28 protein-coding genes, 1 pseudogene and 1 riboswitch are annotated in these 25515 nt (G+C 70.7%); of the genes and pseudogenes, 21 read left to right on the forward strand and 8 right to left on the reverse strand.

The window, feature by feature from the left end:
• Positions 1-38 precede the first annotated feature (38 nt).
• Positions 39-587 carry a peptide-methionine (S)-S-oxide reductase MsrA gene (gene msrA, locus ASC98_RS09580; RefSeq protein WP_056816571.1) on the reverse strand — a complete coding sequence of 183 codons (549 nt, stop codon included), beginning with the start codon at positions 585-587 and terminating at the stop codon, positions 39-41.
• Between the two features lie 215 nt (positions 588-802).
• Between msrA and ASC98_RS09585 the strand changes: the two genes are divergently transcribed.
• A complete protein-coding gene (locus ASC98_RS09585) occupies positions 803-1612 on the forward strand; it encodes a YdcF family protein (RefSeq protein ID WP_056816574.1) in 810 nt (269 codons plus the stop codon).
• A gap of 326 nt (positions 1613-1938) precedes the next feature.
• Here the strand turns inward: ASC98_RS09585 and ASC98_RS09590 are convergent, their stop codons facing one another.
• Positions 1939-3495 (reverse strand): UbiD family decarboxylase, encoded by a 1557-nt coding sequence (locus ASC98_RS09590; protein WP_056816576.1) that lies wholly within the window; start codon positions 3493-3495, stop codon positions 1939-1941.
• Positions 3496-3761: 266 nt separating this feature from the next.
• On the opposite strand from ASC98_RS09590, the gene ASC98_RS09595 reads away from it, so the two are divergent.
• From ASC98_RS09595 to tolA, 20 genes and pseudogenes are all read left to right on the forward strand, one after another.
• On the forward strand, positions 3762-4676 hold the full coding sequence (locus ASC98_RS09595) for a lytic transglycosylase domain-containing protein (protein ID WP_082541556.1): 915 nt from the start codon (positions 3762-3764) through the stop codon (positions 4674-4676).
• A gap of 24 nt (positions 4677-4700) precedes the next feature.
• Positions 4701-4828: riboswitch (ZMP/ZTP riboswitch) on the forward strand.
• Between the two features lie 64 nt (positions 4829-4892).
• Positions 4893-6143, forward strand: a complete 1251-nt coding sequence (glyA, locus tag ASC98_RS09600; RefSeq protein WP_056816579.1) for a serine hydroxymethyltransferase — start codon at positions 4893-4895, stop codon at positions 6141-6143.
• A 17-nt stretch (positions 6144-6160) separates the two neighbouring features.
• Positions 6161-6604: a transcriptional regulator NrdR gene (nrdR, locus tag ASC98_RS09605; protein WP_047590070.1), complete on the forward strand. Its 444-nt coding sequence runs from the start codon at positions 6161-6163 to the stop codon at positions 6602-6604.
• A gap of 158 nt (positions 6605-6762) precedes the next feature.
• Positions 6763-7320, forward strand: coding sequence for a GspH/FimT family pseudopilin (locus ASC98_RS09610; protein WP_056816582.1), 558 nt, complete (start codon positions 6763-6765; stop codon positions 7318-7320).
• 9 nt (positions 7321-7329) lie between these two features.
• Positions 7330-7425, forward strand: a pseudogene (locus ASC98_RS32320) (prepilin-type N-terminal cleavage/methylation domain-containing protein); the annotation flags it as partial.
• A 16-nt stretch (positions 7426-7441) separates the two neighbouring features.
• Positions 7442-8017: a hypothetical protein gene (locus ASC98_RS09615; RefSeq protein ID WP_056816584.1), complete on the forward strand. Its 576-nt coding sequence runs from the start codon at positions 7442-7444 to the stop codon at positions 8015-8017.
• Complete coding sequence (locus ASC98_RS09620) at positions 8014-9234, forward strand: hypothetical protein (RefSeq protein ID WP_157597641.1); 1221 nt, start codon at positions 8014-8016, stop codon at positions 9232-9234. The genes ASC98_RS09615 and ASC98_RS09620 overlap by 4 nt, the downstream gene beginning before the upstream one ends.
• Entirely contained in the window at positions 9234-10316 is a 1083-nt protein-coding gene (locus ASC98_RS09625; RefSeq protein WP_056819904.1) for a hypothetical protein, read from the forward strand. The genes ASC98_RS09620 and ASC98_RS09625 overlap by 1 nt, the downstream gene beginning before the upstream one ends.
• Before the next feature lie 83 nt (positions 10317-10399).
• Positions 10400-11485, forward strand: a complete 1086-nt coding sequence (gene ribD / locus ASC98_RS09630; protein WP_056816592.1) for a bifunctional diaminohydroxyphosphoribosylaminopyrimidine deaminase/5-amino-6-(5-phosphoribosylamino)uracil reductase RibD — start codon at positions 10400-10402, stop codon at positions 11483-11485.
• A gap of 17 nt (positions 11486-11502) precedes the next feature.
• Positions 11503-12132, forward strand: coding sequence for a riboflavin synthase (locus ASC98_RS09635; RefSeq protein ID WP_056816595.1), 630 nt, complete (start codon positions 11503-11505; stop codon positions 12130-12132).
• Between the two features lie 49 nt (positions 12133-12181).
• On the forward strand, positions 12182-13279 hold the full coding sequence (gene ribBA / locus ASC98_RS09640) for a bifunctional 3,4-dihydroxy-2-butanone-4-phosphate synthase/GTP cyclohydrolase II (RefSeq protein ID WP_056816598.1): 1098 nt from the start codon (positions 12182-12184) through the stop codon (positions 13277-13279).
• Between the two features lie 20 nt (positions 13280-13299).
• Positions 13300-13764, forward strand: coding sequence for a 6,7-dimethyl-8-ribityllumazine synthase (gene ribH / locus ASC98_RS09645; protein WP_056816600.1), 465 nt, complete (start codon positions 13300-13302; stop codon positions 13762-13764).
• Positions 13761-14291 (forward strand): transcription antitermination factor NusB, encoded by a 531-nt coding sequence (gene nusB, locus ASC98_RS09650; protein WP_056816604.1) that lies wholly within the window; start codon positions 13761-13763, stop codon positions 14289-14291. The genes ribH and nusB overlap by 4 nt, the downstream gene beginning before the upstream one ends.
• Positions 14292-14317: 26 nt before the next feature.
• On the forward strand, positions 14318-15544 hold the full coding sequence (locus ASC98_RS09655; protein ID WP_056816607.1) for a pyridoxal phosphate-dependent aminotransferase: 1227 nt from the start codon (positions 14318-14320) through the stop codon (positions 15542-15544).
• Positions 15545-15685: 141 nt separating this feature from the next.
• The gene (locus ASC98_RS09660; protein WP_082541555.1) at positions 15686-17356 is read left to right on the forward strand and encodes a serine/threonine-protein kinase; all 1671 of its coding nucleotides are present in this window, start codon (positions 15686-15688) and stop codon (positions 17354-17356) included.
• Positions 17353-17751, forward strand: a complete 399-nt coding sequence (locus ASC98_RS09665) for a TssQ family T6SS-associated lipoprotein (RefSeq protein ID WP_082541554.1) — start codon at positions 17353-17355, stop codon at positions 17749-17751. The genes ASC98_RS09660 and ASC98_RS09665 overlap by 4 nt, the downstream gene beginning before the upstream one ends.
• A 61-nt stretch (positions 17752-17812) precedes the next feature.
• The gene (ybgC, locus tag ASC98_RS09670) at positions 17813-18223 is read left to right on the forward strand and encodes a tol-pal system-associated acyl-CoA thioesterase (RefSeq protein WP_056816612.1); all 411 of its coding nucleotides are present in this window, start codon (positions 17813-17815) and stop codon (positions 18221-18223) included.
• Positions 18220-18939: a protein TolQ gene (gene tolQ / locus ASC98_RS09675; RefSeq protein WP_056816614.1), complete on the forward strand. Its 720-nt coding sequence runs from the start codon at positions 18220-18222 to the stop codon at positions 18937-18939. The genes ybgC and tolQ overlap by 4 nt, the downstream gene beginning before the upstream one ends.
• A 1-nt stretch (position 18940) precedes the next feature.
• The gene (locus tag ASC98_RS09680; RefSeq protein ID WP_056816617.1) at positions 18941-19366 is read left to right on the forward strand and encodes an ExbD/TolR family protein; all 426 of its coding nucleotides are present in this window, start codon (positions 18941-18943) and stop codon (positions 19364-19366) included.
• 7 nt (positions 19367-19373) lie between these two features.
• On the forward strand, positions 19374-20225 hold the full coding sequence (gene tolA / locus ASC98_RS09685) for a cell envelope integrity protein TolA (RefSeq protein ID WP_056816621.1): 852 nt from the start codon (positions 19374-19376) through the stop codon (positions 20223-20225).
• On the opposite strand, the gene ASC98_RS09690 is transcribed toward tolA, so the two are convergent.
• The 6 genes from ASC98_RS09690 to ASC98_RS09715 all read right to left on the reverse strand — a co-directional run bounded on the left by ASC98_RS09690 (position 20187) and on the right by ASC98_RS09715 (position 25511).
• Complete coding sequence (locus ASC98_RS09690; RefSeq protein WP_056819906.1) at positions 20187-21290, reverse strand: NAD(P)/FAD-dependent oxidoreductase; 1104 nt, start codon at positions 21288-21290, stop codon at positions 20187-20189. The two genes, tolA and ASC98_RS09690, sit on opposite strands and share 39 nt — an antisense overlap.
• Positions 21291-21404: 114 nt before the next feature.
• Positions 21405-21860 carry a DoxX family protein gene (locus tag ASC98_RS09695; RefSeq protein WP_056816626.1) on the reverse strand — a complete coding sequence of 152 codons (456 nt, stop codon included), beginning with the start codon at positions 21858-21860 and terminating at the stop codon, positions 21405-21407.
• Positions 21861-21959: 99 nt separating this feature from the next.
• A complete protein-coding gene (locus ASC98_RS09700; RefSeq protein ID WP_056816628.1) occupies positions 21960-22739 on the reverse strand; it encodes a DNA-binding domain-containing protein in 780 nt (259 codons plus the stop codon).
• A complete protein-coding gene (locus tag ASC98_RS09705) occupies positions 22736-23647 on the reverse strand; it encodes a DUF692 domain-containing protein (RefSeq protein WP_056816631.1) in 912 nt (303 codons plus the stop codon). Before ASC98_RS09705 ends, ASC98_RS09700 begins: the two co-directional genes overlap by 4 nt.
• A gap of 7 nt (positions 23648-23654) precedes the next feature.
• Positions 23655-23924 (reverse strand): DUF2282 domain-containing protein, encoded by a 270-nt coding sequence (locus ASC98_RS09710; protein WP_056816774.1) that lies wholly within the window; start codon positions 23922-23924, stop codon positions 23655-23657.
• Between the two features lie 150 nt (positions 23925-24074).
• Positions 24075-25511, reverse strand: a complete 1437-nt coding sequence (locus ASC98_RS09715) for an efflux transporter outer membrane subunit (protein ID WP_056816633.1) — start codon at positions 25509-25511, stop codon at positions 24075-24077.
• Between the last annotated feature and the right edge of the window lie 4 nt (positions 25512-25515).

The raw sequence follows: 25515 nt of genomic DNA on the forward strand, positions 1-25515 counted from the left end.
CAGTTTAGGTCTCCGGACCGGTCCCGGAGCCTGGACCGCTAGCCCGGGCGCACTTTCGACGCGAAGGTCTTGCGGAACTTCTCGACCTTCGGCGCGACGACGAACGCGCAGTAGCCCTGCCCCGGATGCTGCGCGAAGTAGCGCTGGTGGTAGTCCTCGGCACGCGAGTAATCGGCCAGCGGCAGCACCTCGGTGACGATCGGGCTGCGGTAGGTGCCGCTCGCGGCCACCTCGGCGATCACCTCGCGGGCGACGCGCTCGTGCTCCGGCGATTCGACATAGATGCCCGAGCGGTACTGCGTGCCGACGTCGTTGCCTTGGCGGTTCAGCGTCGTCGGGTCGTGCACGACGAAGAAGATCTCCAGCACCTCGCGCAGCGTGATCTGCGCCGGATCGAAGCTGACGCGCACCACCTCCACCGCGCCGGTGTCGCCGCTGCACACCTGCTCGTAGCTCGGATTGCGCACCCGGCCGTTGCTGTAGCCGGACTCGACGCCGGTGACGCCCAGCACCCGCTCGTAGACCGCCTCGACGCACCAGAAGCAGCCGCCGCCCAGCGTGATGGTTTGGATGGAAGTGGTGTTCATGAAATCTCCTTGGACAGCCCAGATGACTGCGCCCGCGCAGTTTGCAAGGCAGGAGCGCTCTGTCGCGCGGCCGCAGCCAACCTGACAACGCCGCCAGCGTGACCGGACAAGCGTGAACGATTCACGCCTGTGAGCGCTGACTCGTCGGCACAATCCAGCCGCCACGCTGGCGCCCGCGCCGGTCCCTTGTCCTTTTTTGCACCCGGAACCAGCGCATGAACAGCCTGCTGACCCTGCTCGGCATCGAATCCTGGAAACCCATCCTGAGCGCGCTCGTGCTGCCGCCGGTGCCGCTGCTGCTGCTGGTGCTGATCGGCGCCCGGCTGATCCTGCCGCGCCGCGGCCTCGGCTGGTTGGTGATCCTGCTGGCCACGCTGGGGCTGTGGTTCAGCGCCTGCAGCGGCACCGCGCAGTTCCTGAACCAGGTGGCGCTGAAGGTGCCGCCGGCCTTGAGCCGCGAGCAGGTTGCCGAGCTGAAGGCCGCCGCGGCGGCGAAGCAGCCGATCGCGATCGTCGTGCTCGGTGGCGGACAGGAGGCCCTGGCGCCCGAATACGGGGTGGCCAACCTCAATTCGTCCTCGCTGGAGCGGCTGCGCTACGGCGTGTGGCTCGGCCGCGAGACCGGCCTGCCAGTCGCCTTCAGCGGCGGCCTCGGCTGGGCCCAGCCCGACGGCCAGCCGGAAGCGCAGACGGCGGCGCGCATCGCGGCACAGGAATTCGGTCACCCGCTGAAGTGGGTCGAGGACCAGTCGAAGGACACGCGCGAGAACGCCGCCCGCAGCGTCGCGTTGCTGAAGCCGGCCGGCATCACGCAGATCGTGCTGGTGACGCACGGCTGGCACATGCCGCGCTCGGTGGCGATGTTCGAAGACGCGGCGCGCGGCGGCATCAAGATCCAGCCGGCGCCGATGGGCCTGGCCACCCGTGTTGACACGAAGTCGCTCGAATGGGTGCCGACGGCGCGCGGTTTCACGAACGTGCGCAACGCGCTGCACGAGTTGCTGGGTTCGCTGATCCGCGCTTGAGCGGCTCGTTTGAACGCGCGGGCCGAGCGCCGGGCCGCCCCAAGCCGGCCCGCAGCCCCCGTGGGGACGGGCCCGTACCCGGAACCGGGGGCTCCATGAAACGAAACCCCTCCCGACCTTGCGGTGGGAGGGGCGGGCAACTGACGTTGCCATTTCGGGGCTCCGGAGGAAGTGGGTCCAGGGCTCCTGGTGCGCAGGGACTGCGCCGGTGAGGATGCCTGCATGCAGGCCCACCAAACTTAGACGACGGTCGGCCGCGATTCAAGGACGCGTTCGACGAATCTGCGCCGAATTGGTAACTGCCGGCGTCGAGGTCGATGTCGGCGTCAGCGCGCTGCCATCACGCCGGCGACGATCTGCGCGACCTTCTGCTCGACCTCGGCGTCCATGCGGATGCTGCGCCCCCATTCGCGCGCGGTCTCGCCGGGCCACTTGTTGGTGGCGTCCAGCCCCATCTTGCCGCCCAGCCCGCTGACGGGCGATGCGAAATCGAGATAGTCGATCGGCGTGTTCTCGACAAGCGTCGTGTCGCGCACCGGATCCATGCGGGTCGTGATCGCCCAGATCACCTCCTGCCAGTTGCGGATGTCGACGTCGTCGTCGGTCACGACGATGAACTTCGTGTACATGAACTGGCGCAGGAAGCTCCAGATGCCGAACATCAGCCGCTTCGCATGGCCGGGGTAGCTCTTGCGGATGCTGACGATCGCCATCCGGTAGCTGCAGCCTTCGGGCGGCAGGTAGAAGTCGACGATCTCCGGAAACTGCTTCTGCAGGATCGGCACGAACACCTCGTTCAGCGCGACGCCCAGCACCGCCGGCTCGTCCGGCGGCTTGCCGGTGTAGGTCGAGTGATAGATCGGATCGCGCCGGCGCGTCAGGCGGTCGATGCGGAACACCGGGAACCAGTCCTGTTCGTTGTAATAGCCGGTGTGGTCGCCGAACGGGCCTTCCAGCGCATGCAGGTAGCCGCCGAGTTCCTTCAGCGGCACGCCATGCTCGCTGGTGCCGGTGAACCCGGTCGGGGCCACCGGGATGTGGCCTTCGAGCACGATCTCGGCGCTGGCCGGCGCCTGCAGCATCCAGCCGGGCTCGCCGACCGCGGTATCGACCACCTCGGTGCGGCTGCCGCGCAGCAGGCCGGCGAACTGGTATTCGGACAGGCTGTCGGGCACCGGCGTGACGGCACCGAGGATGGTCGCCGGATCGGCACCGAGCGCCACCGCGATCGGGAACGGCCGGCCGGGGTTGGCGAGCGCGAAGTCGCGGAAATCGAGCGCCCCGCCGCGGTGGGCCAGCCAGCGCATGATGACTTCGTTGCGCCCGATCACCTGTTGCCGGTAGATGCCGAGGTTCTGGCGGCGGCGGGCGGTCGGCGACGCTTGCGGACCGCGCGTGATCACCAGGCCCCACGTGATCAGGGGCCCCGCATCCAGGGGCCAGCAGGTCTGCACCGGCAACTCGCCGAGATCGACCTCGCTGCCTTGCAGGATCTCCTGCTGGCACGGCGCCGAGCGCACGGCGGACGGCTTCATGTCCCACAGCGCCTTGACCATTTGTAACAAGCGGCCGGTATCTTTCAGCCCCTTCGGCGGCTCCGGCTCCTTCAGGCTGGCCAGCACGCGACCCACGTCGCGCAGCTCGCTCACCTCGGTGGCGCCCATGCCCTGGGCCACCCGCCGAGGCGTTCCGAACAGGTTCGTCAAGGCCGAAATTTTGTAACCGATGGGGCGTTCGAACCACAGCGCCGGACCGCCGGCGCGCAGCACGGAGTCGCTGATCGCTGTCATTTCGAGCCGCGTGGAGACTGGTTCGGCGATGCGTTTGAGCTCGCCGGCCTGTTCCAGCCCCGCGATGAAGTCCCTCAGGTCACGGTATTTCATGTGTTTTAGTTATGAAGAGTGACATTCTTATCCTTGACTGGTTATGAATCAAGTTCCTAGAATTCGCGACACCTTGAGAACTGACCAGGGTAAACCCGCATCCCACAGGAGGTGGCTGCGGGGATCACGCTGCCGACGAGCAAACCGACGGAGCGGTTCCGGCGTCTCCCGGAGTCGATCTGCGGTCGATTATCACCGTCACCTCTCGCACCCTCGGCCCTGTGCCGCGGTGGGCGGAGGCGCCAGACGGACTGAAAAGGAGTGACATGACGACAGCGCTTCAACAATGGATCGCGGGATTTCAGGACGCCCGCGACACCGCCGCTCGATCGAGCGCGGTCTTTCTGCGTGACGTGGGCCACGGCCTGCTGGAAGTGAGCCACAACGGGCTGGCCCTGCTGGGGCTGGTGATCGTCGCGATCGTGCTGTTCGTCGGCGGGCGCGCCGACCTGCGCCACGCCGCCGAGAGCCGCGCGCTCGACTGGCTGCGGGCGCGCCACGATGCCCGCGTCGAAGGCACCGCGCTGGCGCTGGCCGACCTGGGCGAGCCCGATGCCGTCAGCCGCGCGACCGCGGCCGACCCGCGCGACCTGACCAAGCAGCAGGCAGCCGTCGCGCTGTGGATCTCGCGGCGCTACCGCGTCGCGCCCGAACCGGTCAGCCGGCTGGTGAAAGAGGCCTGGGCCGTCGGCGGCAAGTCCGGTCTCGACCCCACATTGATCCTCGCGATCATGGCCATCGAGTCCAGCTTCAACCCGTTCGCGCAGAGTTCGGTCGGCGCCCAGGGGCTGATGCAGGTGATGACGCGCGTGCACGACGACAAATACGAAGCCTTCGGCGGCAACCATGCGGCCTTCGACCCGGTGACGAACCTGCGGGTCGGCGCGCAAGTGCTGAAGGAATGCATCGCGCGCGCCGGCGGTGTCGAAGCCGGGCTGCGTTTCTACGTCGGCGCCGCCAACCTGAACGACGACGGCGGCTACGCCGGCAAGGTGCTGGCCGAGCGCGAGCACCTGCGCATGGTGGCCGACGGCAAGTCGGTGCCGGTGTTCGCGCCGCTGGTCGTGCCGACGCCGGTCGCGCTGCCGGGCACGCCGCTGCAGGCCGAGCCGGCCGTCATCGAGCCGACGCCGGTGTCGATGGCCCCTCAGGCGGCTCGACAGGTCGCCTCGCTGCGCTGAGTCGAGGAGGGCCGCGGTACACTCCGCGGGCTGCGCAACTGGCGATGGGGCACCGGGCATCAAGCCCGCGAGCCTGAGGTGGTGAACCACCGGGAAGCGCAGCCGGTTCCGGGTTTCCGGCACCGGTTCAGCCGTTCGCCTGGGCAGCCCTGTGGCCATGTGAGTCCGCCTCGCGTGATCCGCCCCGGGGTCTTCTGTTGAAGAGGACTGCCAGCCATGTTCGACCGCACCCAATCCACCGTCGCCCAGGTGGACCCCGAGCTGTTCGCCGCGATCCAGAGCGAGAACCAGCGCCAGGAAGATCACATCGAGTTGATCGCCTCCGAAAACTACGCCTCGCCGGCCGTGATGGCCGCGCAAGGCAGCCAGCTGACCAACAAGTACGCCGAGGGCTATCCCGGCAAGCGCTACTACGGCGGCTGCGAGTACGTCGACATCGTCGAGCAGCTCGCGATCGACCGCGTGAAGCAGCTGTTCGGCGCCGCGCACGCCAACGTGCAGGCCAACTCCGGCTCGCAGGCCAACCAGGCGGTGTTCTTCGGCCTTCTGCAGCCCGGCGACACCATCATGGGCATGAGCCTGGCCGAAGGCGGCCACCTGACGCACGGCATGTCGCTGAACATGAGCGGCAAGTGGTTCAAGGTCGTCAGCTACGGCCTGAACGCCAAGGAAGAGATCGACTACGACGCGATGGAGCGGCTGGCGCACGAGCACAAGCCGAAGCTGATCATCGCCGGCGCGTCGGCCTACAGCCTGCGCATCGACTTCGAGCGCTTCGCGAAGGTCGCGAAGGCGATCGGCGCGATCTTCATGGTCGACATGGCGCACTACGCCGGGCTGATCGCCGCCGGCGTCTACCCGAACCCGGTGCCGCATGCCGACGTCGTCACCTCGACCACGCACAAGAGCCTGCGCGGCCCGCGCGGCGGCATCATCCTGATGAACGACGAGGCCATCGCGAAGAAGATCAACAGCGCGATCTTCCCCGGCATCCAGGGCGGCCCGCTGATGCACGTGATTGCCGGCAAGGCGGTGGCGTTCAAGGAGGCGCTGGCGCCCGAGTTCAAGACCTACCAGCAGCAGGTCGCGAAGAATGCCGTCGTGCTGGCCGAGACGCTGATCGAGCGCGGGCTGCGCATCGTCAGCGGCCGCACCGAAAGCCACGTGATGCTGGTCGACCTGCGCCCGAAGAACCTGACCGGCAAGGAAGCCGAGGCGCTGCTGGGCCGGGCCCACATGACCTGCAACAAGAACGGCATCCCGAACGATCCGCAGAAGCCGATGGTGACCAGCGGCATCCGCCTGGGCAGCCCGGCCTTCACGACCCGCGGTTTCAAGGAAGACCAGGCGCGCGCCACCGCCCACCTGATCGCCGACGTGCTCGACAAGCCGCACGACGAATCGGTCATCGAGGCGGTGAAGGCCAAGGTCGCCGCGCTGACGCGCGACTTCCCGGTGTACCGTTGATGAGCTGCTGCTGAACCGTGCGCTGCCCTTTCTGCAGTCACGAGGAAACGCAGGTCGTCGAGACGCGCGAGTCCGATGAAGGCGACGTGGTGCGAAGGCGCCGCCGTTGCCAGAGTTGCGACAAGCGCTTCACCACCTACGAACGTGCCGAGATCGCGCTGCCGTCCGTCGTCAAGAAGGACGGCACGCGCGCCGATTTCGACGCGTCGAAGATCCGCGCGTCGATGACGCTGGCGCTGCGCAAGCGGCCGGTCAGCGTCGAGCAGATCGACGCAGCGATGGAGCGCATCCAGGACAAGCTGCTCAACAGCGGCGCCAAGGAAGTGCCGTCGACGCGGCTCGGCGAACTGGTGATGCGCGAACTCAAGCGCATCGACAAGGTCGCCTACGTGCGCTTCGCATCGGTCTACCGCAGCTTCGAAGACGTCGACGAATTCAGGCAGTTGATCCGGGATATCTGAACCGGTACACAGCACCTGAAACCTCGCGAAACCCTCCAAAACCCCCTCACGTACCGGTACGTCCGAGGGTGATTTCAGCCCCCTCTCCCCCCATCGGGGGAGTGGCTGATGGCGCCGCACTTCCTAAAGTCCGCGTCCATTCATCAGGGGGATCGGTCATGTTCCAGCATGCGAGGCCGCAAGCGGCCGGGGGTTTCACGCTCATCGAGTTGATGGCCTGCGTCGCGGTGTGCGCCGTGCTCGTGCTGGCCGCAGTCCCCAGCTTGCGGCGCTGGATGGAAGCGCGGCGGCTCGACGGCGCGGCCACCGAACTCGCGGCCGATCTGCGGCTCGCCCGCAGCGAAGCCATCAACCGCAATCAGAACGTGCGCATCGGTTTCCGCGCCGTCACTGCGCCATCGACCGCACCATCGAATTGCTACGTCGTCTATGTCGGAGCGATCGATGCGTGCCGATGCATGCCCCAGGGCGGGGCGGCCTGCGATGTCGACGGCCAGGCCCTGCGCAGCGTCGCGCTGCAGGCCGAGGACCGCCTCAGCCTGCAGGCCAATGTCGCGACGATGAGCTTCGACGCGCAGCATGGCACCAGCACGCCGGCCGCCACGCTGCGGCTGGCCAGCGACTCGGGCCTCGCGATCCAGCATGTGGTGAACCTGCTCGGCCGCGTGCGCAGTTGTTCGCCGCTGGGCGCGGTGCCCGGCTACCGCGCCTGCTGAGGTCCGACGATGCACGCGATTCACGACCTGCCGCGGGACGGGCGCGGCTTCACGCTCGTCGAACTGATGACCGGCATGGCGATCGGCCTCGCGGTCGTCGTGCTCGCGCTCGGATTGCTGGGTGTCCAGCTGCACCCGCCGGCAGCTGGCCGACATCCGCCTGGCGCACGACCTGCAGACGATCGTCGAATTGATCTCTCGCGATCTCGCCCGCGCCGGCCATGGCATGTCCGCCCTGGCGGCGCCAGCGCAGGCGGCCAGCTCGCCCGACCCCGCCATCGCGCTGCCGACGGACGGCCGCAGCGTCAGCGTCGACTACGCCGTCGCGGCGGCACCCGGCGCCGCCGCCGTCCGCTTCGGCTACCGGCTGAACCGCGGCGTGATCGAGATGGCCTTTGGCGACGGCCCCTGGCAGGCGCTGAGCGATGCCTCGTCGATGCGGGTCACGCGGCTGGAGTTCGTGCCCGACTACCGACGGGTCGACCTGCAGGACTTCTGCAGCCGCCGCTGCGATACCGAGGCCGGCGCGGCCGGTGCCGGTCCGCGCGCCTGCCCGTTCCAGTTGCAACGCCGCCTCAGGATCCGGCTGCGGGCGCAGGCGATCACCGGCACGGCCGCCGATTCCGGCGTGCCGCGCGAGGCCGAAATCGATGCGCGCGTGCGCAACGACGCCGTGGTCGGCGGATGCCCGGCATGAACGCCGCGAAGCCGCTCTCTCTCGCGCCGCCAGGCCAACGCGGCATCACGGCGCTGGCGGTGGTACTGGCGGTCGCCGTGGCCCTCGCACTCACCGCGGCCTACGCGTCCCGCGTGGCCTGGCTCGAGCTGGTGGCGTCCGGCAACCGCGTGCGCGCGGTCCAGGCTGCCGAAGCGGCGGAATCGGGCCTCGCATGGGCCTTGGCCCGGCTCAACGACGACCACCCGGTCGACATCGCGTGCCGGCCGGCGACCAGCGGTCCGTCCTTCCGCGAGCGCTACCAAGGTGCTGCGGCCATGCCGTCGTGCATGCTCGGCGACGACGGCTGGTCGTGCCGCTGCCCTCCGGTCGGCGCGAGCATCGAGGGCACCGAGGCCGGCACGGCCCGGCAGGCCTTTGCGCTGCGCCTCGGCACCGCCGCATCGGCGGTGGCGACGATCGAATCGATCGGCTGCAGCGGCCCCCTTGCCGCCTGCCTGCTGCCGCCGGGGCGGGGGGTGCCCGCCGGCCTCCACAGCGCGCGGGCGTGGGTCGATGTGGCCCGCATCCCGGCGATCGATGTCCGGCCCGTTGCGGCGATCACGGTGCGGGGCGCGCTGCGGCTGCGCGGCGGGCCGACCGTGGCCCACCACGGCATCGGGAGCGGCGGCCTCACGCTGCACGGCGGCGCCGGTGTCGACCCGGGCGACGCCGCATTGATCGGACCGCCCGGCGCACCGCCGCTGTCGACCATCGTCGCCGGCGACACCGCCCTCGCCGGGCTCGACGCCGCGCAGTTCTTCGCCAGCGCCTTCCGGATGAACGTGCCGGCATGGCGGGCGCAACCTGCCGCCCGGCAACTCGCCTGCGTCTCGCCTTGCGACCAGGCGATCGCGCAACGACTCGCGGCGCAGGGCGCTCCTTCGCTGCTCTGGCTCGACGGCGGCCTGCACCTGGACGCCGCCACCGAACTCGGCTCGCCCGACCGGCCGGTGCTGCTGGTCGTCGACGGCCCGGTGCACCTGCGCGGTCCGGTGCGGATCCACGGCGTGCTGTACCTGCGCACGGCCGACTGGCGCGACGACGCCGGCGCCGACATCCATGGCGCGCTGCTGGCCGAGAACGACCTCTTGCTCAGCGGCCCGACCCGCATCGAGCACGATGGCCGCATCGTCGAGCGCCTGCAAGGCTGCTGCGGCACTTACGCCCGCACGCCGGGCAGCTGGCGGGATTTCTGATGCGCCGTTCCCGCACCTCGCCGCCCACCGGCCGGGCGGCCACCGGGGCTGCGCTGCTCGAAGCGCTGATCGCGCTGCTGATCGTCTCGCTGGTGTCGGCATCGATGCTGAACCAGCAGGAAGCGCTGCGCCAGGCACGCACCGCCGCGCGGCAGCGACTCGATGCACTGCAGCTGGCCCGGCTGGCATTCGATCGGCTGCGCGCCGCCGACGCATCGTTGCCGGACATCGCGTCCCCGCCGCCGTTCAAGCTCACGCATGGCGAGGCGAGCGAGGCGGACGATGCGGCAGCCGTTCGCGATCTCAGCGTCGCCGTGGACTGGCAGGGTGCCGCCGGCGGACCGCGCCGCGTGCAGCTCGGCTCGCGCGTCTCGGGCCCCTCGCCCCTCTACGACGCGGTGCTCGGCCTCGCCCCGCAAGACATCGCGATCGCCCGGCCGCTGGGGCGCGCGATCGCCATCCCGTTCGAATCGCTGGCGATCGCCCCCGGGCAAAGCCTCTGGCGGCCCGGCACGCCAGGCTCACCGGCCTGGGTGTTCGACGATGCGGACGGCGGCATCGTCGCGCACTGCACCGGCACGCCAGGCGCCTGCGTCGCCGCCGGCGGCAGCGTGCTGAGCGGCCACCTGCGCTTCTCGGCAAGCGCCCCGCCCGACCCGTCGACGCCCGGCGATGCGTTGCTGCCGCTGGAGGTGGTCCTCGTGCTCGACGGCTCGCCGTCGCGCCCCGTCGGCTGCGCGACGCAATCCATCGCCAGCGCCGGTGCGCGCTTCATGCGCTATGGCTGCGTCGTTCCCGATCCGCCGTCCGCCGGGTGGTCGGGCCGGGTCGAGATCGAGCCCATCGGCTGGCGCGTGGGCACGCAGGCCGGCAGCCAGCGCGTGTGCCGCTACAGCGCCGACCTCGACGGCAGCGGCGCGATCGACCGCAACGACGAGCACCCGGCGCGCTACACCGCGGTGCAGGGCGCGCTGTCCCAGCAGAACTACCTGCTGGTCCGCGGCGACCAGCCCTGCCCGGGCCTCGGCGCCGAGGGGACGCACAATGACCCCCTGCAGACCACCGTGCAGCACCAACCCTGATCCGCCCGATGTCCGCCTCCGCGCCCAGCACCTCGCCGTCCACGCCGAACGCGTCGGCCTTCACCCCTGCCGACCACGCCGCAATGCGCGAGGCGCTCGCGCTGGCCGCGCAGGCCGTCGGGCTGACCGAGCCGAACCCGCGGGTCGGTTGCGTGATCCTCGATGTCCATGGCCAGGTGATCGGCCGTGGCCACACGCAGCAAGCCGGCGGGCCGCATGCCGAGGTGATGGCGCTGCGCGATGCGGCCGCCCGCGGCCACGCCACCCAGGGCGCGACCGCGTACGTCACGCTGGAGCCGTGCTCGCACCACGGCCGCACGCCGCCCTGCTGCGACGCGCTGCTGGCGGCCGGCATCGGCCGCGTCGTCTCGGCTGTCGCCGACCCGAACCCGCTGGTGGCCGGCCAGGGCCTGGCGCGGCTGCGGGCGCAGGGTGTCCAGGTCGACGCCGGCCTGCTCGGCGATGCGGCACGCGAGCTGAACATCGGCTTCTTCTCGCGCATGGTGCGTGGGCGGCCGTGGGTGCGCCTGAAGGCCGCGACCTCGCTCGACGGCCGCACCGCGCTGGACAACGGCGTCAGCCAATGGATCACCGGCGAGGCCGCGCGCACCGACGGCCACGCCTGGCGCAAACGGGCCGGCGCGGTGCTGACCGGCGTCGGCACCGTGATCGACGACAACCCGCGGCTCGACGTGCGGCTGGTCGAGACCGCGAAGCAGCCATGGCGCGTGGTGATCGATTCGCGGCTCGACATGCCGCCCACCGCCCGCATCCTCGACGCGCCCGGCCAGGTGCTGGTGTATGCCGCGGCGCCCGAGGCGGCCCGCATCGACGCGCTCGCGGCCACCGGCGCCGAGGTGATCCTGCGGCCCGGCCCGGCGGGCAAGGTCGACCTGCCGGCCGTGCTGGCCGACCTGGCGCAGCGCGGCATCAACGAGCTGCATGTGGAGGCCGGCCACAAGCTGAACGGCTCGTTCGTGCGCGAGGGCCTGGTCGACGAATACCTGGTGTACCTCGCGCCGAAGCTGCTCGGCGCCGGCCGTGCGCTGGCCGCCTTCGGCCCGCTGGAGCGGCTGGACGACGCCGCCGCGCTGCGCTTCCATGCCGTCGACCGCATCGGCGACGACCTGCGGGTGATCGCCCGCCCGCCGGCGCGGGAAAGCTTCTGACTGCGAGAATCCGATCCATGTTCACCGGCATCATCTCCGGCCTCGGCCGCATCGACTCCGTCCGCCCGCTGGGCGCCGACGCCTCCCACGGCCTGCAACTGACGCTGCAGGCTCCCGACCACTACCTCGACGACGTGCAGCTCGGCGACAGCATCTCGCTGAACGGCGCCTGCATGACGGTCACCAGCTTCGAAGCCGCCGCGAGCCGCTTCACGATCGACATCTCGGCCGAAAGCCTGGACAAGACCGCCGGCCTGTCGCAACCCGGCCCGGTCAACCTCGAAAAAGCGCTGCGGGCGCACGACCGGCTCGGCGGCCACCTGGTCAGCGGCCATGTCGACGGCATCGGCCGCGTGACGCATTTCGCACCGGTCGGCGAATCGTGGGAGCTGCGGGTGCTGGCCTCGGCGCACATTGGCCGCTTCCTCGCCTACAAGGGCTCGGTCGCGGTCAACGGCGTCAGCCTGACGGTCAACCGCGTCGACGACCGTGCCGACGGCTGCGAGTTCAGCATCAACCTGATCCCGCACACGATCGAGAACACGACGCTGGGCGCGCTGGCCGCCGGGTCGCCGGTCAACCTCGAGATCGACCTGATCGCCCGCTACGTGGAACGCATGCTCGCGACGGCTCCGGCCCGCGCGTGATCGGCCGGCCCCGGCGGGCGACGGGGTCGCCCGCCTACAATGTCGGGCTATGCCGATCTCCCCTGTTCCTGAACTGATCGCCGAGCTCGCCGCCGGCCGCATGGTCATCCTCGTCGACGAGGAAGACCGCGAAAACGAAGGCGACCTGGTGCTCGCGGCCGACCATGTGACGCCCGAGGCGATCAACTTCATGGCGCGCTTCGGCCGCGGCCTGATCTGCCTGACGCTGCCCCGCGAGCGCTGCGAACGGCTGCAGCTGCCGCCGATGGCCACGCGCAACGGCACCCGGCACGGCACTGCGTTCACCGTGTCGATCGAAGCCGCCACCGGCGTCTCGACCGGCATCTCGGCCGCCGACCGCGCCCGCACCGTGCAGGCCGCCGTCGCCCGCGACGCCCAGGCGACCGACCTGGTGCAGCCCGGCCACATCTTCCCGCTGCAGGCGCAGGACGGTGGCGTGCTGATGCGCGCCGGCCACACCGAAGCCGGCTGCGACCTCGCGGCGATGGCCGGCCTGAGCCCCACCTCGGTGATCTGCGAGATCATGAAGGACGACGGCACGATGGCGCGCCTGCCCGACCTGGAGGTCTTCGCGAAGGAACACGGCCTGAAGATCGGCACCATCGCCGACCTGATCGGCTACCGCAGCCGCAACGAAAGCCTGATCGAGCGCATCGGCCGCCGCACGCTGACCACCGCGCAGGGCGAGTTCGACTGCACCGCGTTCCGCGACCGCACCGGCGGCCTGCACCTGGCGCTGAGCCACGGCACGGTCGACACCGCCGACGAAGTGCTGGTGCGCGTGCACGAGCCGCTGTCGGTGATGGACCTGCTCGACACCCGCGGCAGCAGCCATTCGTGGCCGCTGCACAAGGCGCTGGCCACCCTGCAGGTCGCCGAGCGCGGCGTCGCGGTGCTGCTGAACTGCGGTGAAGACGTGCAGTCGCTGCTGTCTCACTGGCAGGAAACGCCCGCGGCCCCGGCGCGTGCGCGCGCCCAGATGGACCTGCGCACCTACGGCATCGGCGCCCAGATCCTGCGCGAGCTGGGCGTCACGAAGATGAAGCTGCTGGGCAGCCCGCGCCGCATGCCGAGCATGACCGGCTACGGCCTCGAGGTCACCGGCTTCGTTGCCCCCGAACACTGAACGACACCGACTGGATTGACATGCAAGCAGCAGACAAGGGCCAGGCGGCCGACCTGGACGGCACCGACCTGCGCATCGGCATCGTGCAGGCCCGCTTCAACGACAAGCTGACGCAGGCGCTGGCCGACGCCTGCATCGCCGAGCTCGCCGCGCTGGGCGTCGCCGCCAAGCACATCAAGCACGTGACGGTGCCGGGGGCGCTCGAGGTGCCGCTCGCACTCAACGCGATGGGCGCGAGCGACCGCTACGACGCGCTGGTCGCGCTCGGCTGCATCATCCGCGGCGAGACCTACCACTTCGAACTCGTGTCCAACGAAAGCGGCGCCGGCGTCACGCGCATTGCGCTCGACCACGAGATCCCGATCGCCAATGCCATCCTGACCGTCGAGGACGAGGCCCAGGCCTGGGCCCGCGTCGAAGAGAAGGGCCGCGACGCCGCGCGCGTCGCCGTCGAGATGGCCAACCTGCTGGAAGACCTGTCGTGAGCGAGAACGATCCGAAGACCCCCGCGGCCGCACCGGCGCCCGGCAAGCCCGCCGGCAAAGGTGGCGCCAAGGGCAGCAAGCCGCAGCCCAAGTCGTCGCGCCGCCGTTCGCGCGAAGCCGCGCTGCAAGGCCTGTACGAGTGGCTGCTGTCCGGCGCCGACGTCGGCGTGGTCGATGCGCACATGCGCGAGCAGGAGGGCTTCGACAAGGCCGATGCGGCGCACTTCGACGCGCTGCTGCACGGCTGCATCGCCGAGGCGGCCGACATCGACGCGGTGCTGGCCCGCCACGTCGACCGCAGGACCACCGACCTGTCGCCGATCGAGCACGGCGTGCTGATGATCGGCGCCTACGAGCTGAAGCACTGCATCGACATCCCGTACAAGGTCGCGATCAACGAGGCGGTCGAGCTCGCGAAGAGCTTCGGCGGCACCGACGGCCACAAGTACGTGAACGGCGTGCTCGACAAGGCGGCGCTCGACCTGCGGCCCGTCGAGGTCGCTGCCTTCCGGGCCCAGCGGCGCTGACGCGGCGCCGAAGCGACGATCGCGCGATGAAGCTCGCCACCCGCCTCGACCACATCGAACCGTTCTACGTGATGGAGTGTGCGAAGGCGGCGGTCGAGCTGTCGCGCACCCCGGCCTGCGACCCGGCACGGGGCGGGCGGCCGATGATCTTCCTGAACATCGGCGAACCCGACTTCACCGCGCCGCCGCTGGTGCAGCAGGCCGCGCGCGACTGCCTCGAACGCGGCAGCACGCAGTACACGCAGGCCACCGGGCTGCCGGCACTGCGCGAGCGGCTGAGCCGCTGGTATGCCGAGCGCTTCCAGGTCGACGTCGCGCCCGAGCGCATCGTGATCACCGCCGGTGCATCGGCGGCACTGCAGCTCGCCTGCCTGGCGCTCGTCGAGCGCGGCGACGAGGTGCTGATGCCCGACCCCAGCTACCCGTGCAACCGCCATTTCGTCGCGGCCGCCGACGGTGTCGCCCGCCTGCTGCCGGCCTCGCCCGAGCACCGCTTCCAGCCCGACGCGGCCACCGTGCAGGCAGCCTGGACGAACGCCACCCGCGGCGTGCTGCTCGCGTCGCCGTCGAACCCGACCGGCACCTCGATCGCCTTCGACGAGATGGGCCGCATCGTGCAGGCGGTGCGCGAGCGCGGCGGCTTCACGATGGTCGACGAGATCTACCTCGGGCTGAGCTTCGACGACGCGTTCGGCCGCACCGCGCTGGCGCACGGCGACGACGTGATCTCGGTCAACAGCTTCTCGAAATACTTCAGCATGACCGGCTGGCGGCTCGGCTGGCTGGTGCTGCCGCCGGAACTCGTCGCGCCGGTCGAGCGGCTGGCGCAGAACCTCTACATCTGCCCGTCGTCGATTGCGCAGCAGGCCGCGCTGGCCTGCTTCGAACCGGCGTCGATCGCCGAATTCGAACGCCGCCGCGGCGAGTTCCGCGCGCGCCGCGACTTCCTGGTGCCGGCGCTCGAGGCGATGGGCCTGCGCGTGCCGGTGCTGCCCGATGGTGCGTTCTATGCCTGGGCCGATTGCTCGGCGCATGCCGACAGCAGCTGGGATTTCTGCTTCCGGCTGATGCGCGAGGCGCAGGTGGCGATCACGCCGGGCCGCGATTTCGGACCGCATGCGGCCGCTCGCTACATCCGGCTGTCGTATGCGAGTTCGATGGAACACCTGCACGACGCGGTGCAACGGCTGCAAAAACTGCTGTCGACGCCGCAGCCGAAAACGCTGTGGGTTCCGGTGTCGGTTCGGCGTTGAACCCCTTGCACCATCTTGTCGACTTTCGCAAGCGCATGTTACGAATGCACGGAACGCGGGGTTTTTTACTGCCAGGGGCCGACGTGCTTGCACTAAGCTGCGGTCGTGGTGGACCCACGTGCCATGAACCCAACCCGCCTCATGCCCGGCCCTGTTCCTGATCCTTCCCCCGACCTTGCCAGCTCGACGCCGGGTGCGCCGAAGTGGGGCGACACCGACCTCGGGCTGCCGGCGCAACCGGCGGCCACGTTCGCGACCAACCCGCCGATGGGTGGCGCCGACCAGATGCCGACCATCGGCCACATCGGCCGCTATGCGCTCAAGTACCGCATCGGCGAAGGCGGCCTCGGCGTGGTGTATGCGGCGCACGACCCGCTGCTGTCGCGCCTGATCGCGATCAAGACCCTGAACCTCGAGATCTCGGCCGAGCAGCGCGATTCGTTCAATGCGCTGTTCCTGAACGAAGCGCGCGCTGCCGGGGGCCTGAGCCACCCGCACATCGTCACGGTGTTCGACGCCGGCGCCAGCGAGCAAGGCGCCTACATCGCGATGGAGCTGCTGAAAGGCCGCGACCTGCGCCAGCTGCGCCTCGAAGGCTGGCGGCCGACGCCGCACCAGGCCGCGCTGATCGTGCGCCGCGTCGCCGACGCCCTCGCCTACGCTCATTCGAAGGGCGTCGTGCACCGTGACATCAAGCCGGCCAACATCTTCATGGTCGGGCGCACGCAGCCGCGCGTGCTCGATTTCGGCATCGCCCGCATTGCGCACCAGCACGATTCCAACGGCGAAGACATCGTCGGCGGCTCGCCGTACTACATGTCGCCCGAGCAGGTGCGCCAGGAGCCGGTCGACCGGCGCTGCGACGTGTTCTCGCTCGGCGTCGTGCTGTACGAACTGCTGGCCGACGTGCGGCCGTTCCGCGGCAGCTCGCTGGCCGAGATCACCCGCGCCGTCGCCGAATACAACCCGCCGACCGCGCACCAGGTCGACGCCAACGTGCCGAAGGCCTTGTCCGAGATCGCCGCGCGGGCGATGGAGAAGAACCCCGACGACCGCTACCGCTCGGCCCGCGCGCTGTCGCGCGAGTTGCGCCACTGGCTCGAAGAACATCCGCAGGACGCCGACGGCAGCGACGACGCCGGCTCGCAGCCCGCCGGACGCCACCGCCTGGCCTGGGGCCTGGTGGCCGCCGCCGGCATCGGCATCGCCGCCGCCGCGTGGTGGACGCTGATGTCGCCGCGCTCGAGCGAACTCACCGCCTCGGCACCGCCGGCCGCTTCGGCGGTGGTCGTCGCCGCGGCGCCGGTGCCGGCCCCGGCGCCCGAACCGGTCGCCGCCTCGCAGCCCGCGGCCGGAGCGAGCGCTGCCGACCCCGCGGCCTCCGATGTCCCGGCAACGCCGTCCGCGGGTGCGTCCGCTCCGCTGGTCGTCGCCGCAGCCGCGCTGCCGGTGGCCGCCGCCACGACGCCCGAACCGGTGCTGGCCGCCGGCTCCGGCGCCGACACCAGCCGCAAGCCGCTGCCGCCGAAGGAAACGCTGAAGGAACGCCGCGCCCGCGAGGCCCGCGAACGGGCTGCCGCGGCCGCGCCGGTCGTCGCCGCCACCGGTGTCGTGCGGCTGGCGATCAGCCCGTGGGGCCAGGTCGAGGTCGACGGCAAGTCGGTCGGCACCGCACCGCCGCTGAACGAGCTGACGCTGGCCGAGGGCCGCCATGTGGTGACCATTCGCAACGACGACTTTCCGCCTTACAGTTCGACGGTCAATGTCGTGCCGGGCCAGCCGGTCAACCTCAAATACCGATTCGGATCATGAGACTGCCTCCCGTTGCAACGCTGGTTTCCACCTTCGCCGGCATGCTGCTGGCTGCCGGCTGCGCGCAGACGCCGCCCGCGCCGGTCGGCCTGCTCGACGTGACCTCGCGGCCCGCCGAGCGCGCGTTGCAGGGCGGCATCCGGGCCTATGAAGACGGCCAGTACCCCGAGGCCGAGAAGCAGTTGAACCTCGCGCTGACCACCGGCCTGGTGTCGCCGCGCGACCGCGCCGCCGCCCACAAGCAGCTGGCGTTCATCTACTGCACCAGCAACCGCACCAGCGACTGCGAAGCGGCCTTCCGCGCCGCGCGCCAGGCGGATCCGGCCTTCGCGCTGAACAAGTCGGAACAAGGCCACCCCGTCTGGGGGCCGGTCTACAAGCGCGTGCAGCCATAATCGGCGCCGCACCGCGCGCGTTTGCTCGCGGGCAGCCCCTTGTGGCTTGCCGTTCGCGCCCATGACGTTCACCGACGCCCCCGCCTTCATCCACCCGCTGCGCATCTACTGGGAAGACACCGACGCCGGCGGCGTGGTGTTCTACGCCAACTACCTGAAGTTCTTCGAGCGTGCCCGCACCGAATGGCTGCGTTCGCTCGGCTTCCAGCAGGAGCGCATGCGCACCGAAGGCGGGGCGATGTTCGTCGTCGCCGACACCCGGGTGCGCTACCTGAGCCCGGCCCGGCTCGACGACCTGATCGAGGTCAGCGTGCGTGTGGTCGAATCGGGGCGTGCCAGCCTGCGGCTCGTGCAGGAAGCCCGCCGCGGCGGGCAGGCCCTGGCCGAGGGCGAAATCCGCATCGGTTGCGTGGACACCGGAACCTTCAAGCCGCGCCGCATTCCCAACGACATCCTCGACGCCATCGCATGAACCAAGACTTTTCCATCATCAGCCTCGTCCTGCATGCCAGCTTCGTGGTCCAGCTCGTGATGGCCGGGCTGCTGCTCGTGTCGCTCGGCAGCTGGACGGTGATCTTCGGCAAGCTGTTCGGCCTGCGCCGGGTGCGCACGATGAACGACGACTTCGAGCGCGAGTTCTGGGCCGGCAAGAACCTGAACGACCTGTTCAACGCCGCATCGCAGAAGGCGCACAGCGCGCCGCTGGAGCGCATCTTCGCGTCGGGCATGCGCGAATTCATGAAGCTGCGCGAGCGCCGCGTGGTCGACGGCGGCGCGCTGCTCGACGGGTCGCGCCGCGCAATGCGGGCGAGCTTCCAGCGCGAGCTCGATGCGGTCGAATCGAACCTGTCCTTCCTCGCGTCGGTCGGCTCGGTCTCGCCGTACGTCGGGCTGTTCGGCACGGTGTGGGGGATCATGCACGCCTTCGTCGGGCTGTCGAACCTGCAGCAGGTGACGCTCGCGACCGTCGCGCCCGGCATCGCCGAAGCGCTGGTCGCCACCGCGATCGGCCTGTTCGCGGCGATCCCGGCGGTCATCGCGTACAACCGCTTCGCGCGCGACATCGACCGCATCGCGATCCAGCTGGAGACCTTCATCGAGGAGTTCTCCAACATCCTGCAGCGCAACGCGACGCAGCCGATGCCTGCCGGCCCCACCGGGACCGCCGGTCCGGCCGGGGTGCGCTGAGATGCCCGCCGTCGCCGGCCGCGGCACGCGCCGCCGCACGATCTCCGAGATGAACATGGTGCCATTCATCGACGTGATGCTGGTGCTGCTGATCATCTTCATGGTCAGCGCACCGTTGATCACCACCGGCGTGGTCGACCTGCCGACCGTCGGCAAGAGCAAGCAGCAGCCCGAGCACGTGATCGAGGTGGTGGTGGGCAAGGACGAAGGCCTGAAGCTGCGCGTCGATGGCAAGGAGCCATCGCCGCTGAAGCTCGCCGCGCTGGCCGCCACCGTCAAGGAGGCGCAGGGCGGCAACGCGCAGTCGCCGGTCGTGATCTCGGCCGACCGGCAGGTCAAGTACGAAGCGGTGGTGCGCGTGATGGACACGCTGCAGCGCGCCGGCGTGCTGCGCGTCGGGCTGTCGGTGAAGAACACCGGGACCTGACGCACCGATGAGCACCGCCACCCTGCTGCATTTCCGCGAGCGCGACCCGCTGCGGCCCGACACCGAGGACAGCGTCGGCGCCGGCTTCGCGTTCGCGGCCGGTGCGCACGTGCTGCTGATCACCGCGCTGGCCTTCGGCGTCAACTGGCAGTCGAGCGACCCGGTGGCTGCGTCGGCCGAGCTGTGGTCGGCGGTGCCGCAAGTGGCTGCGCCGCGCGCGGTCGAGCCGCCACCCGCGCCGCCGCCGCCACCGGCGCCGAAACCCGCGCCCGAGCCGAAGGTCGAAACGCCGCCTCCGCCGCCCGCACCCGATCCGCAGATTGCGATCGAAAAGGAGAAGGCGAAGAAGAAGGAGCTGAAGGCGCAGCAGGACAAGGAAGCCGAGGAGAAGAAGGCCGAGGAGAAGAAGGCCCAGGACGCGAAACGCCTGGCCGACAAGGCCGAGGCCGACCGCAAGAAGAAGGAGCTGGAACGGCAGACCGCGCAGACTGAAGACCAGCGCAAGAAGCAGCTGGAGCGCATCCTCGGCCAGGCCGGCGCCACCGGCGCGGCGACCAGCACCGGCACGGCCGCGCACGATGCGGCGCCGACCGCGAGCTACCGGGGCAAGATCGTCAGCGCGATCCGGCCGAACATCCTGCTGATCACGACCATCGACGGCAATCCGCAGGTCGAGGTCGAGGTGCGCACCGGACCCGACGGCACCATCCTCAGCAAGCGCGTCACGAAGCCCAGCGCCAGCAAGGAATGGGACGAGACGGTGCTGCGCGCGATCGACAGGACCAATCGGTTGCCGCCCGACGAGAACGGCCGCGTGCCGTCACCGATGACCCTCGTTTTCCGGCCGCTCGACTTCTGAGGTCGCCGCCAGTGGCGGCGCCGGCAGCTGCTGCCGCGCGCCCGCATCGCGGCGGTCGCGCCGGCGCAGCAGCCAGGCCACGAAGCGCCCCTCGAACGACCAAGCGCCCCAGCTGACAAGCGCATCGCCGTCGCCGCAGTCGACCCAGCGCAGCGCCGGCCCGCCCGTCTTCGCGGTGACCAGCGCGCCACCGGCAACGAAGCGGCGCAGGTTGGTCGCGAGCGTCGCCGGATCGTCGTCGCCCCGGAACACCTCGGGGTGCGACGCGCTCTGCAGCGTCGGGCCGACCGCCACCGCGCCGCCTTCGGGGTCGAGCTGCAGCCCGCTGGCGCCGACCCACGACGGTGGCCGGCCCGGCAAGGCCAGCAGCGGTGCGTCGCAGACCAGCCGCATGCCGTCGCCGACCATCACCTGCCGCGCGCCGATGGCGACGCCCTGCTCTTCGAACAAGGTGACGTTGCGGCGCTTCAGGATGCGGTGCATGCGGCCCTGGGCCGACGACGGAAAGTCGGGCAGCGGGGGGCCGCCATGCGTGACCAGCGCGACGCGGGCGCGCTTGCCGAGGCGACGCTGCACCGCGAGCGACAGCTCGACGCCGGCGATGCCCGAGCCGATGACGACCACGCTCAGCGTGCGCTGCTGCGCGAGCGCGAGCAGCGCGTCCCACAGGCGCACGAACTGCTCGGTGGGCTGCATGAAGAGGGCATGTTCGCCCGCGCCGGGGATCGCGTCGCGGTCCATCGCCGGGGCCGGGTCCAGGCTCAGCGCGTCGTACTCGATGACCTGCCCGCCGACCAGCACGATGCGGGGGCCGGCGGCGTCGAGCGATTCCACCTCGCCCTCCACCAGCGTCGCCCGCGCCTGCTGCGCGAGCGGCGGCAGCGGCGTCACGCTGTCATCGAGGCTGCGTCGACCGGCGATCCAGCCGGGCAGCGCCGCCTGCGACATCGGGCGCAGCGACGGCGCCACCAGCGTGACCTGCGTCGCGGGCAACGCCTGCGCCGCGAACTCGCGCAACACCTGGAGGTGGGCGGGCCCGGCGCCCAGCAGAACGAGATGCTTCATCGAGGGGTGGGCAATCAATGCGGGTGCAATCCCGCATTGTGCCCCGAGGGGATGGGCCCCCCAGGAGGCGCCACCCAGCGGCCCGGCGGAGCCGGTTCCGCGGGCGTTGCTCGATCAGGCCGTGACAGTGCGCAGCCGGGGGGCTATCACCCTGTCGAGCGACAGCAGGCCCGGGCCCCACAGCGCCAGTCCGATCAGCAGGCTGCCCCAGAACTGGTGCTGCTGCAGCGCGGCCGGCGCGATCTCGGCCAGGCTCAGCACCGCGACGACGTTCATCACCGACAGCCCGAGCGCCGCGAAGCGCCCGGCCAGCCCGAGCGCCAGCAGCACCGGCAGCACCAGCTCGCCGCCGGTGCCCATCACCGCGGCCAGCCCGGGCGGCAGCAAGGGCACCTGGTATTCGTCATTGAAGAGCGCGAGCGTGGTGTCCCAGTCGCGGATCTTCGTCAGGCCGGACAGGAAGAAGGCCTGCGCGACGTACAGCCGGGCCGCCAGCTGCGCGACCGGCTGCAGCGATTCCAGCACCGCGACGAAGCGGCGCCACAGGGTCAGCACAAAGGTGAGGCTCATGGGTGTCTCTTTCGATTCGATGCGCGTTGGTCGGCAGAACGCGGCGTTTCTTTCGCAGTCCGGATGAAGCGCAGCGGAATGCCGGATGGGCATCCGGGGCTACAGGCGCCGCACAGCGGCGACCCAACCGTGCTGCACGGCCTGCAGCAGCCATGGTTCGAACGCAAACCCTCCGCCGGCGCGGTCCAAGGCCTCCGACAGCGGCCGCCCATCGAGCAGCGCCTGCGTCCAGCGCGCGTCGGCCTCGGCGATCGGTTGCACACGCGCACGCCAGCCATCGCGCCACACCAGCGCGTGCTCGCCGCGACCTTCTGCCAGCCCTTCGCGGGCCGCATCGAGGTGAGCGGCTGCCGCATCGCCCGGCCGGTGCGCCAGCCACAGGCTCGCCACCGGCCAGGCGCTGGAGAGCAAGGCCACCGCCGGGACGAGCATCAGCGACAACGCGGCCGGATCGACCTCGGCCAGCAGGCCGAGGCTCGCGGTGTCGCAAACAGCATCGGCCGCCTGTTCGCAGCCAGCCACCAGGCCGTCGAGCCGCGCGCAATCGGCCAGGTACGGCACGTCGGCGAGCTGCTCGCTCGCTTCGATGAAGCCGGGCAAGGCCTCGCCGAACTCGGCCAGGTCGCCACGCTGCGGCGGCTGCGCATGCCAGAAGGCCCGCGACAACGCCGCGAACGACGCCTCGCCCAGCAAGGCCTGCACGGTCGGGCAACGCTGCGCCAGCGCGCGCTCGGCCGACGCGCCGCCGTTCGCCTGGTACGCCTGCCAACCGCGCAGCAGCCGGGCGCCCTGCTCGTCGACCACACCGGCCAGCGACGCGCCATCGTCGCGCGCCCACAGGCTGCGCAACAGGGCCTGCTGGCGGTCGAGTTCGTTCATCGGGCGCTCGCCTCGGCGATCGCGCGACCGGCCTGCGCTGCCTCGTCCAGCAGCACGGCCAGCGGCGGCACGTCGGTGTCCCATTCGACCAGCGTCGGTCGCGGTCCCAGCCTGCGGACGGCGTGCGCGAACACCTGCCACACCGGCGCGTGCACGCGGCTGCCGTGGTCGTCGATCACGATGTCGGGCAGTTCGAGGTAGCCGGCCAGGTGGATCTCGCCGACGCTCGCCGCATCGATGGCATCGATCCAGTCGCAGGCCTCGCGCACCGCGTCGCGGTCGCCTTCACCGTCACCGCGGCCGTCGCGCGCCCGGTTCAGGCCGTTCACCACCAGGTTGTTGACATCCAGCAGCAGGCCGCAGCCGGTGCGGCGCGTCAGCTGGTTGAAGAACTCGGTTTCGCCCATCTCGCGGTCCTGCCAGGCCAGGTAGGCCGACAGGTTCTCGACCAGGATCGGCCGGCGCAGGCGCTCCTGCACCTGCGTCACGTTGCGCACCATCACGTCGAGCGCCTCGCGCGTGAACGCGAGCGGCAGCAGGTCGTTGGCGTGCAGCACGGCAGGGCCGTCCGCAGCGGCGGGGGCGCGGGCGAAGCTCGCATGGTCGGACACCCGCACCGGCTCGATGCGTTCGGCCAGCCGCGCCAGCCGGTCCAGGTGCCATGGATCGAGCCCGCAAGCCGAGCCGAGCGACAGCCCGACGCCATGCAGGCTCACGTCCCAGTGCGAGCGCGCCTCGTGCAGCACCGCGACCGCGGCGCCGCCATCGGCGAAGAAATTCTCGGAATGCACCTCGACGAAGCCGAGCGCCGGCGTCGCCTGCGGGCGCTCCAGCAGCTCGGCGTAGTGGGGCTGGCGCAGGCCGATGCCGACCCACGGGTCGGCGAGCGGCCTCGCGGCGGCGCTCACCGCGGACTCACTTCTTCTTGGCTTCGTCGGCGGTCTTTCCGCCCATGCTCTTGCAGGTGCCCTTGGCGACGTACTTCCATTCGTCGGCGCCTGCGTCGACCTTCGACTGGCCGGCGCACGAATGCGAACCCGACAGGTTGGCGCAGTCGTTCTGGCCGGCCTTGGCGATGCCGAAGCACTTTTCCTTCGCCTTCTCGTCGGCGGCGTTGGCCTGGCCCAGCAGGCCCAGGGCCAGCACGGAAGCGAGGGCGGAAGAAGCGATCAGGCGGTTGTTCATGGGGTTCTCCTTGCGGTGGTTCAGGGATGGCGTCGCCATCGATGAAAGATGAAACGACCCGCCTGAGTCGTGCTCGGGCGGGCCGCATTACATCGGCCACCATCATGCCGCGATTCATGTGACTCCCGTCACATGGATCGGGCCGTCACCTCACTGGGCGGTTTGCCAGCCTCCGCCGAGCGAGCGGATCAGCCCGACGGTGGTGGTGGCCCAGGTGCCGCGCAGCTTCACCGCCTGGCGCTCGATGGTCAGCAGGTCGCGCTGGGCCTCGAGCAACTGCAGGTAGCTGTCTTCGCCGGCGCGGTAGCGCTTGTCGGCCAGCTCCGCGGCGCGGCGTGCCGAGGCCACCGCCTCATCGGTGAAGCTCACCTGCTCGCGCACCGCGCGCAGGCCGGACAGGTTGTCCTCCACGTCGGCAAAGGCCGTCAGCACCGACTGACGGTAGTCGGCCACCGCGCCTTCGAGCTGCGCCTCGGCCCGCTTGACCGCGGCCTTGTTGCGCCCGCCGTCGATGATCGGCAGCGAGAACACCAGGCTGGTCAGCCACGACTGCGCATTGGTCTTGAACAACTCGCTCAGCTCGCTCGACGCATAGCCGCCGTTGGCGGTCAGCGCGAGCGCCGGGAACAGCGCCGACTTCGCGACGCCGACCCGTGCCGTCGCCGCCGCCATGCTGCGCTGCGCGGCCGTCACGTCGGGCCGGCGCTCCAGCAGCGCCGACGGCAGGCCCGGCGGCACCACCGGCACGCTGGCGTCGAGCGCGAGCGGCTGGTTCTCGAAGCTGAAGCCGGCCGGCGCCTGGCCGAGCAGCAGCGCGAGCGAATGCTCGATCCGCGCCCGGCTGCCGCGCAGTGCGACCACTTCGGCCTGCAGCGTCGACAGCTCTGTGCGCGAGCGCGCCACGTCGAGCTCGGCCACGTCGCCGGCCTGGAACCGCTTGCCGATCAGGCGCACGTTCTCGGTGCGCAGCGCGAGCGTCGCATCGAGCTGGGCCGCTTCGGCATCGAGCGCCCGCAGCGCGAAATACGTCTGCGCCACGTCGGCCTGCAGCGCGAGCAGCACCGAGCGGTAGCTGGCCTCGACCTGCTCGGCATCGGCCTTCGCGGCGTTGACGCCGTTGCCGACCCGCTGGAACAGGTCGACCTCGTAGCTCGCACCCAGCCCGGCGGTGTAGACAGTCGACGGCGACACCGGCGTGCCGGCCGGCACGCCGGCCTGCGCCGGTGCCGAGCGGCTGCGCGCGACGCCGGCATTCAGGCCGAGCTGCGGCCAGCGGTCGGCCTCGGCGCTGCCGAGCGCGGCACGGGCCGCCTTGACGCGGGCAGCGGCCGACGCAAGCGTCGGGTTCGCCTTCGCGGCCTGCTCCTCGAGCGCATCCAGCTTCGCATCGCCGAAGGTCGCCCACCAGGCGCCACGCTGCTGCGCCTCGGACGGCGCCGCAGCCTTCCAGCTGCCTTCGACGGCCGTCATCTCCTTGTAGGCCGACGGCACGCCCACATCGGGCTGCGGCACCGTCGGGGCCAGCGAGCAACCCGCCAGCACCAGCGCCGTGACCAGCGCGGAAGTCTTGAACAAAGTGTGTGTCATGGTC

The organism is Rhizobacter sp. Root1238, assembly GCF_001425825.1.
Taxonomy (GTDB): domain Bacteria; phylum Pseudomonadota; class Gammaproteobacteria; order Burkholderiales; family Burkholderiaceae_C; genus Rhizobacter.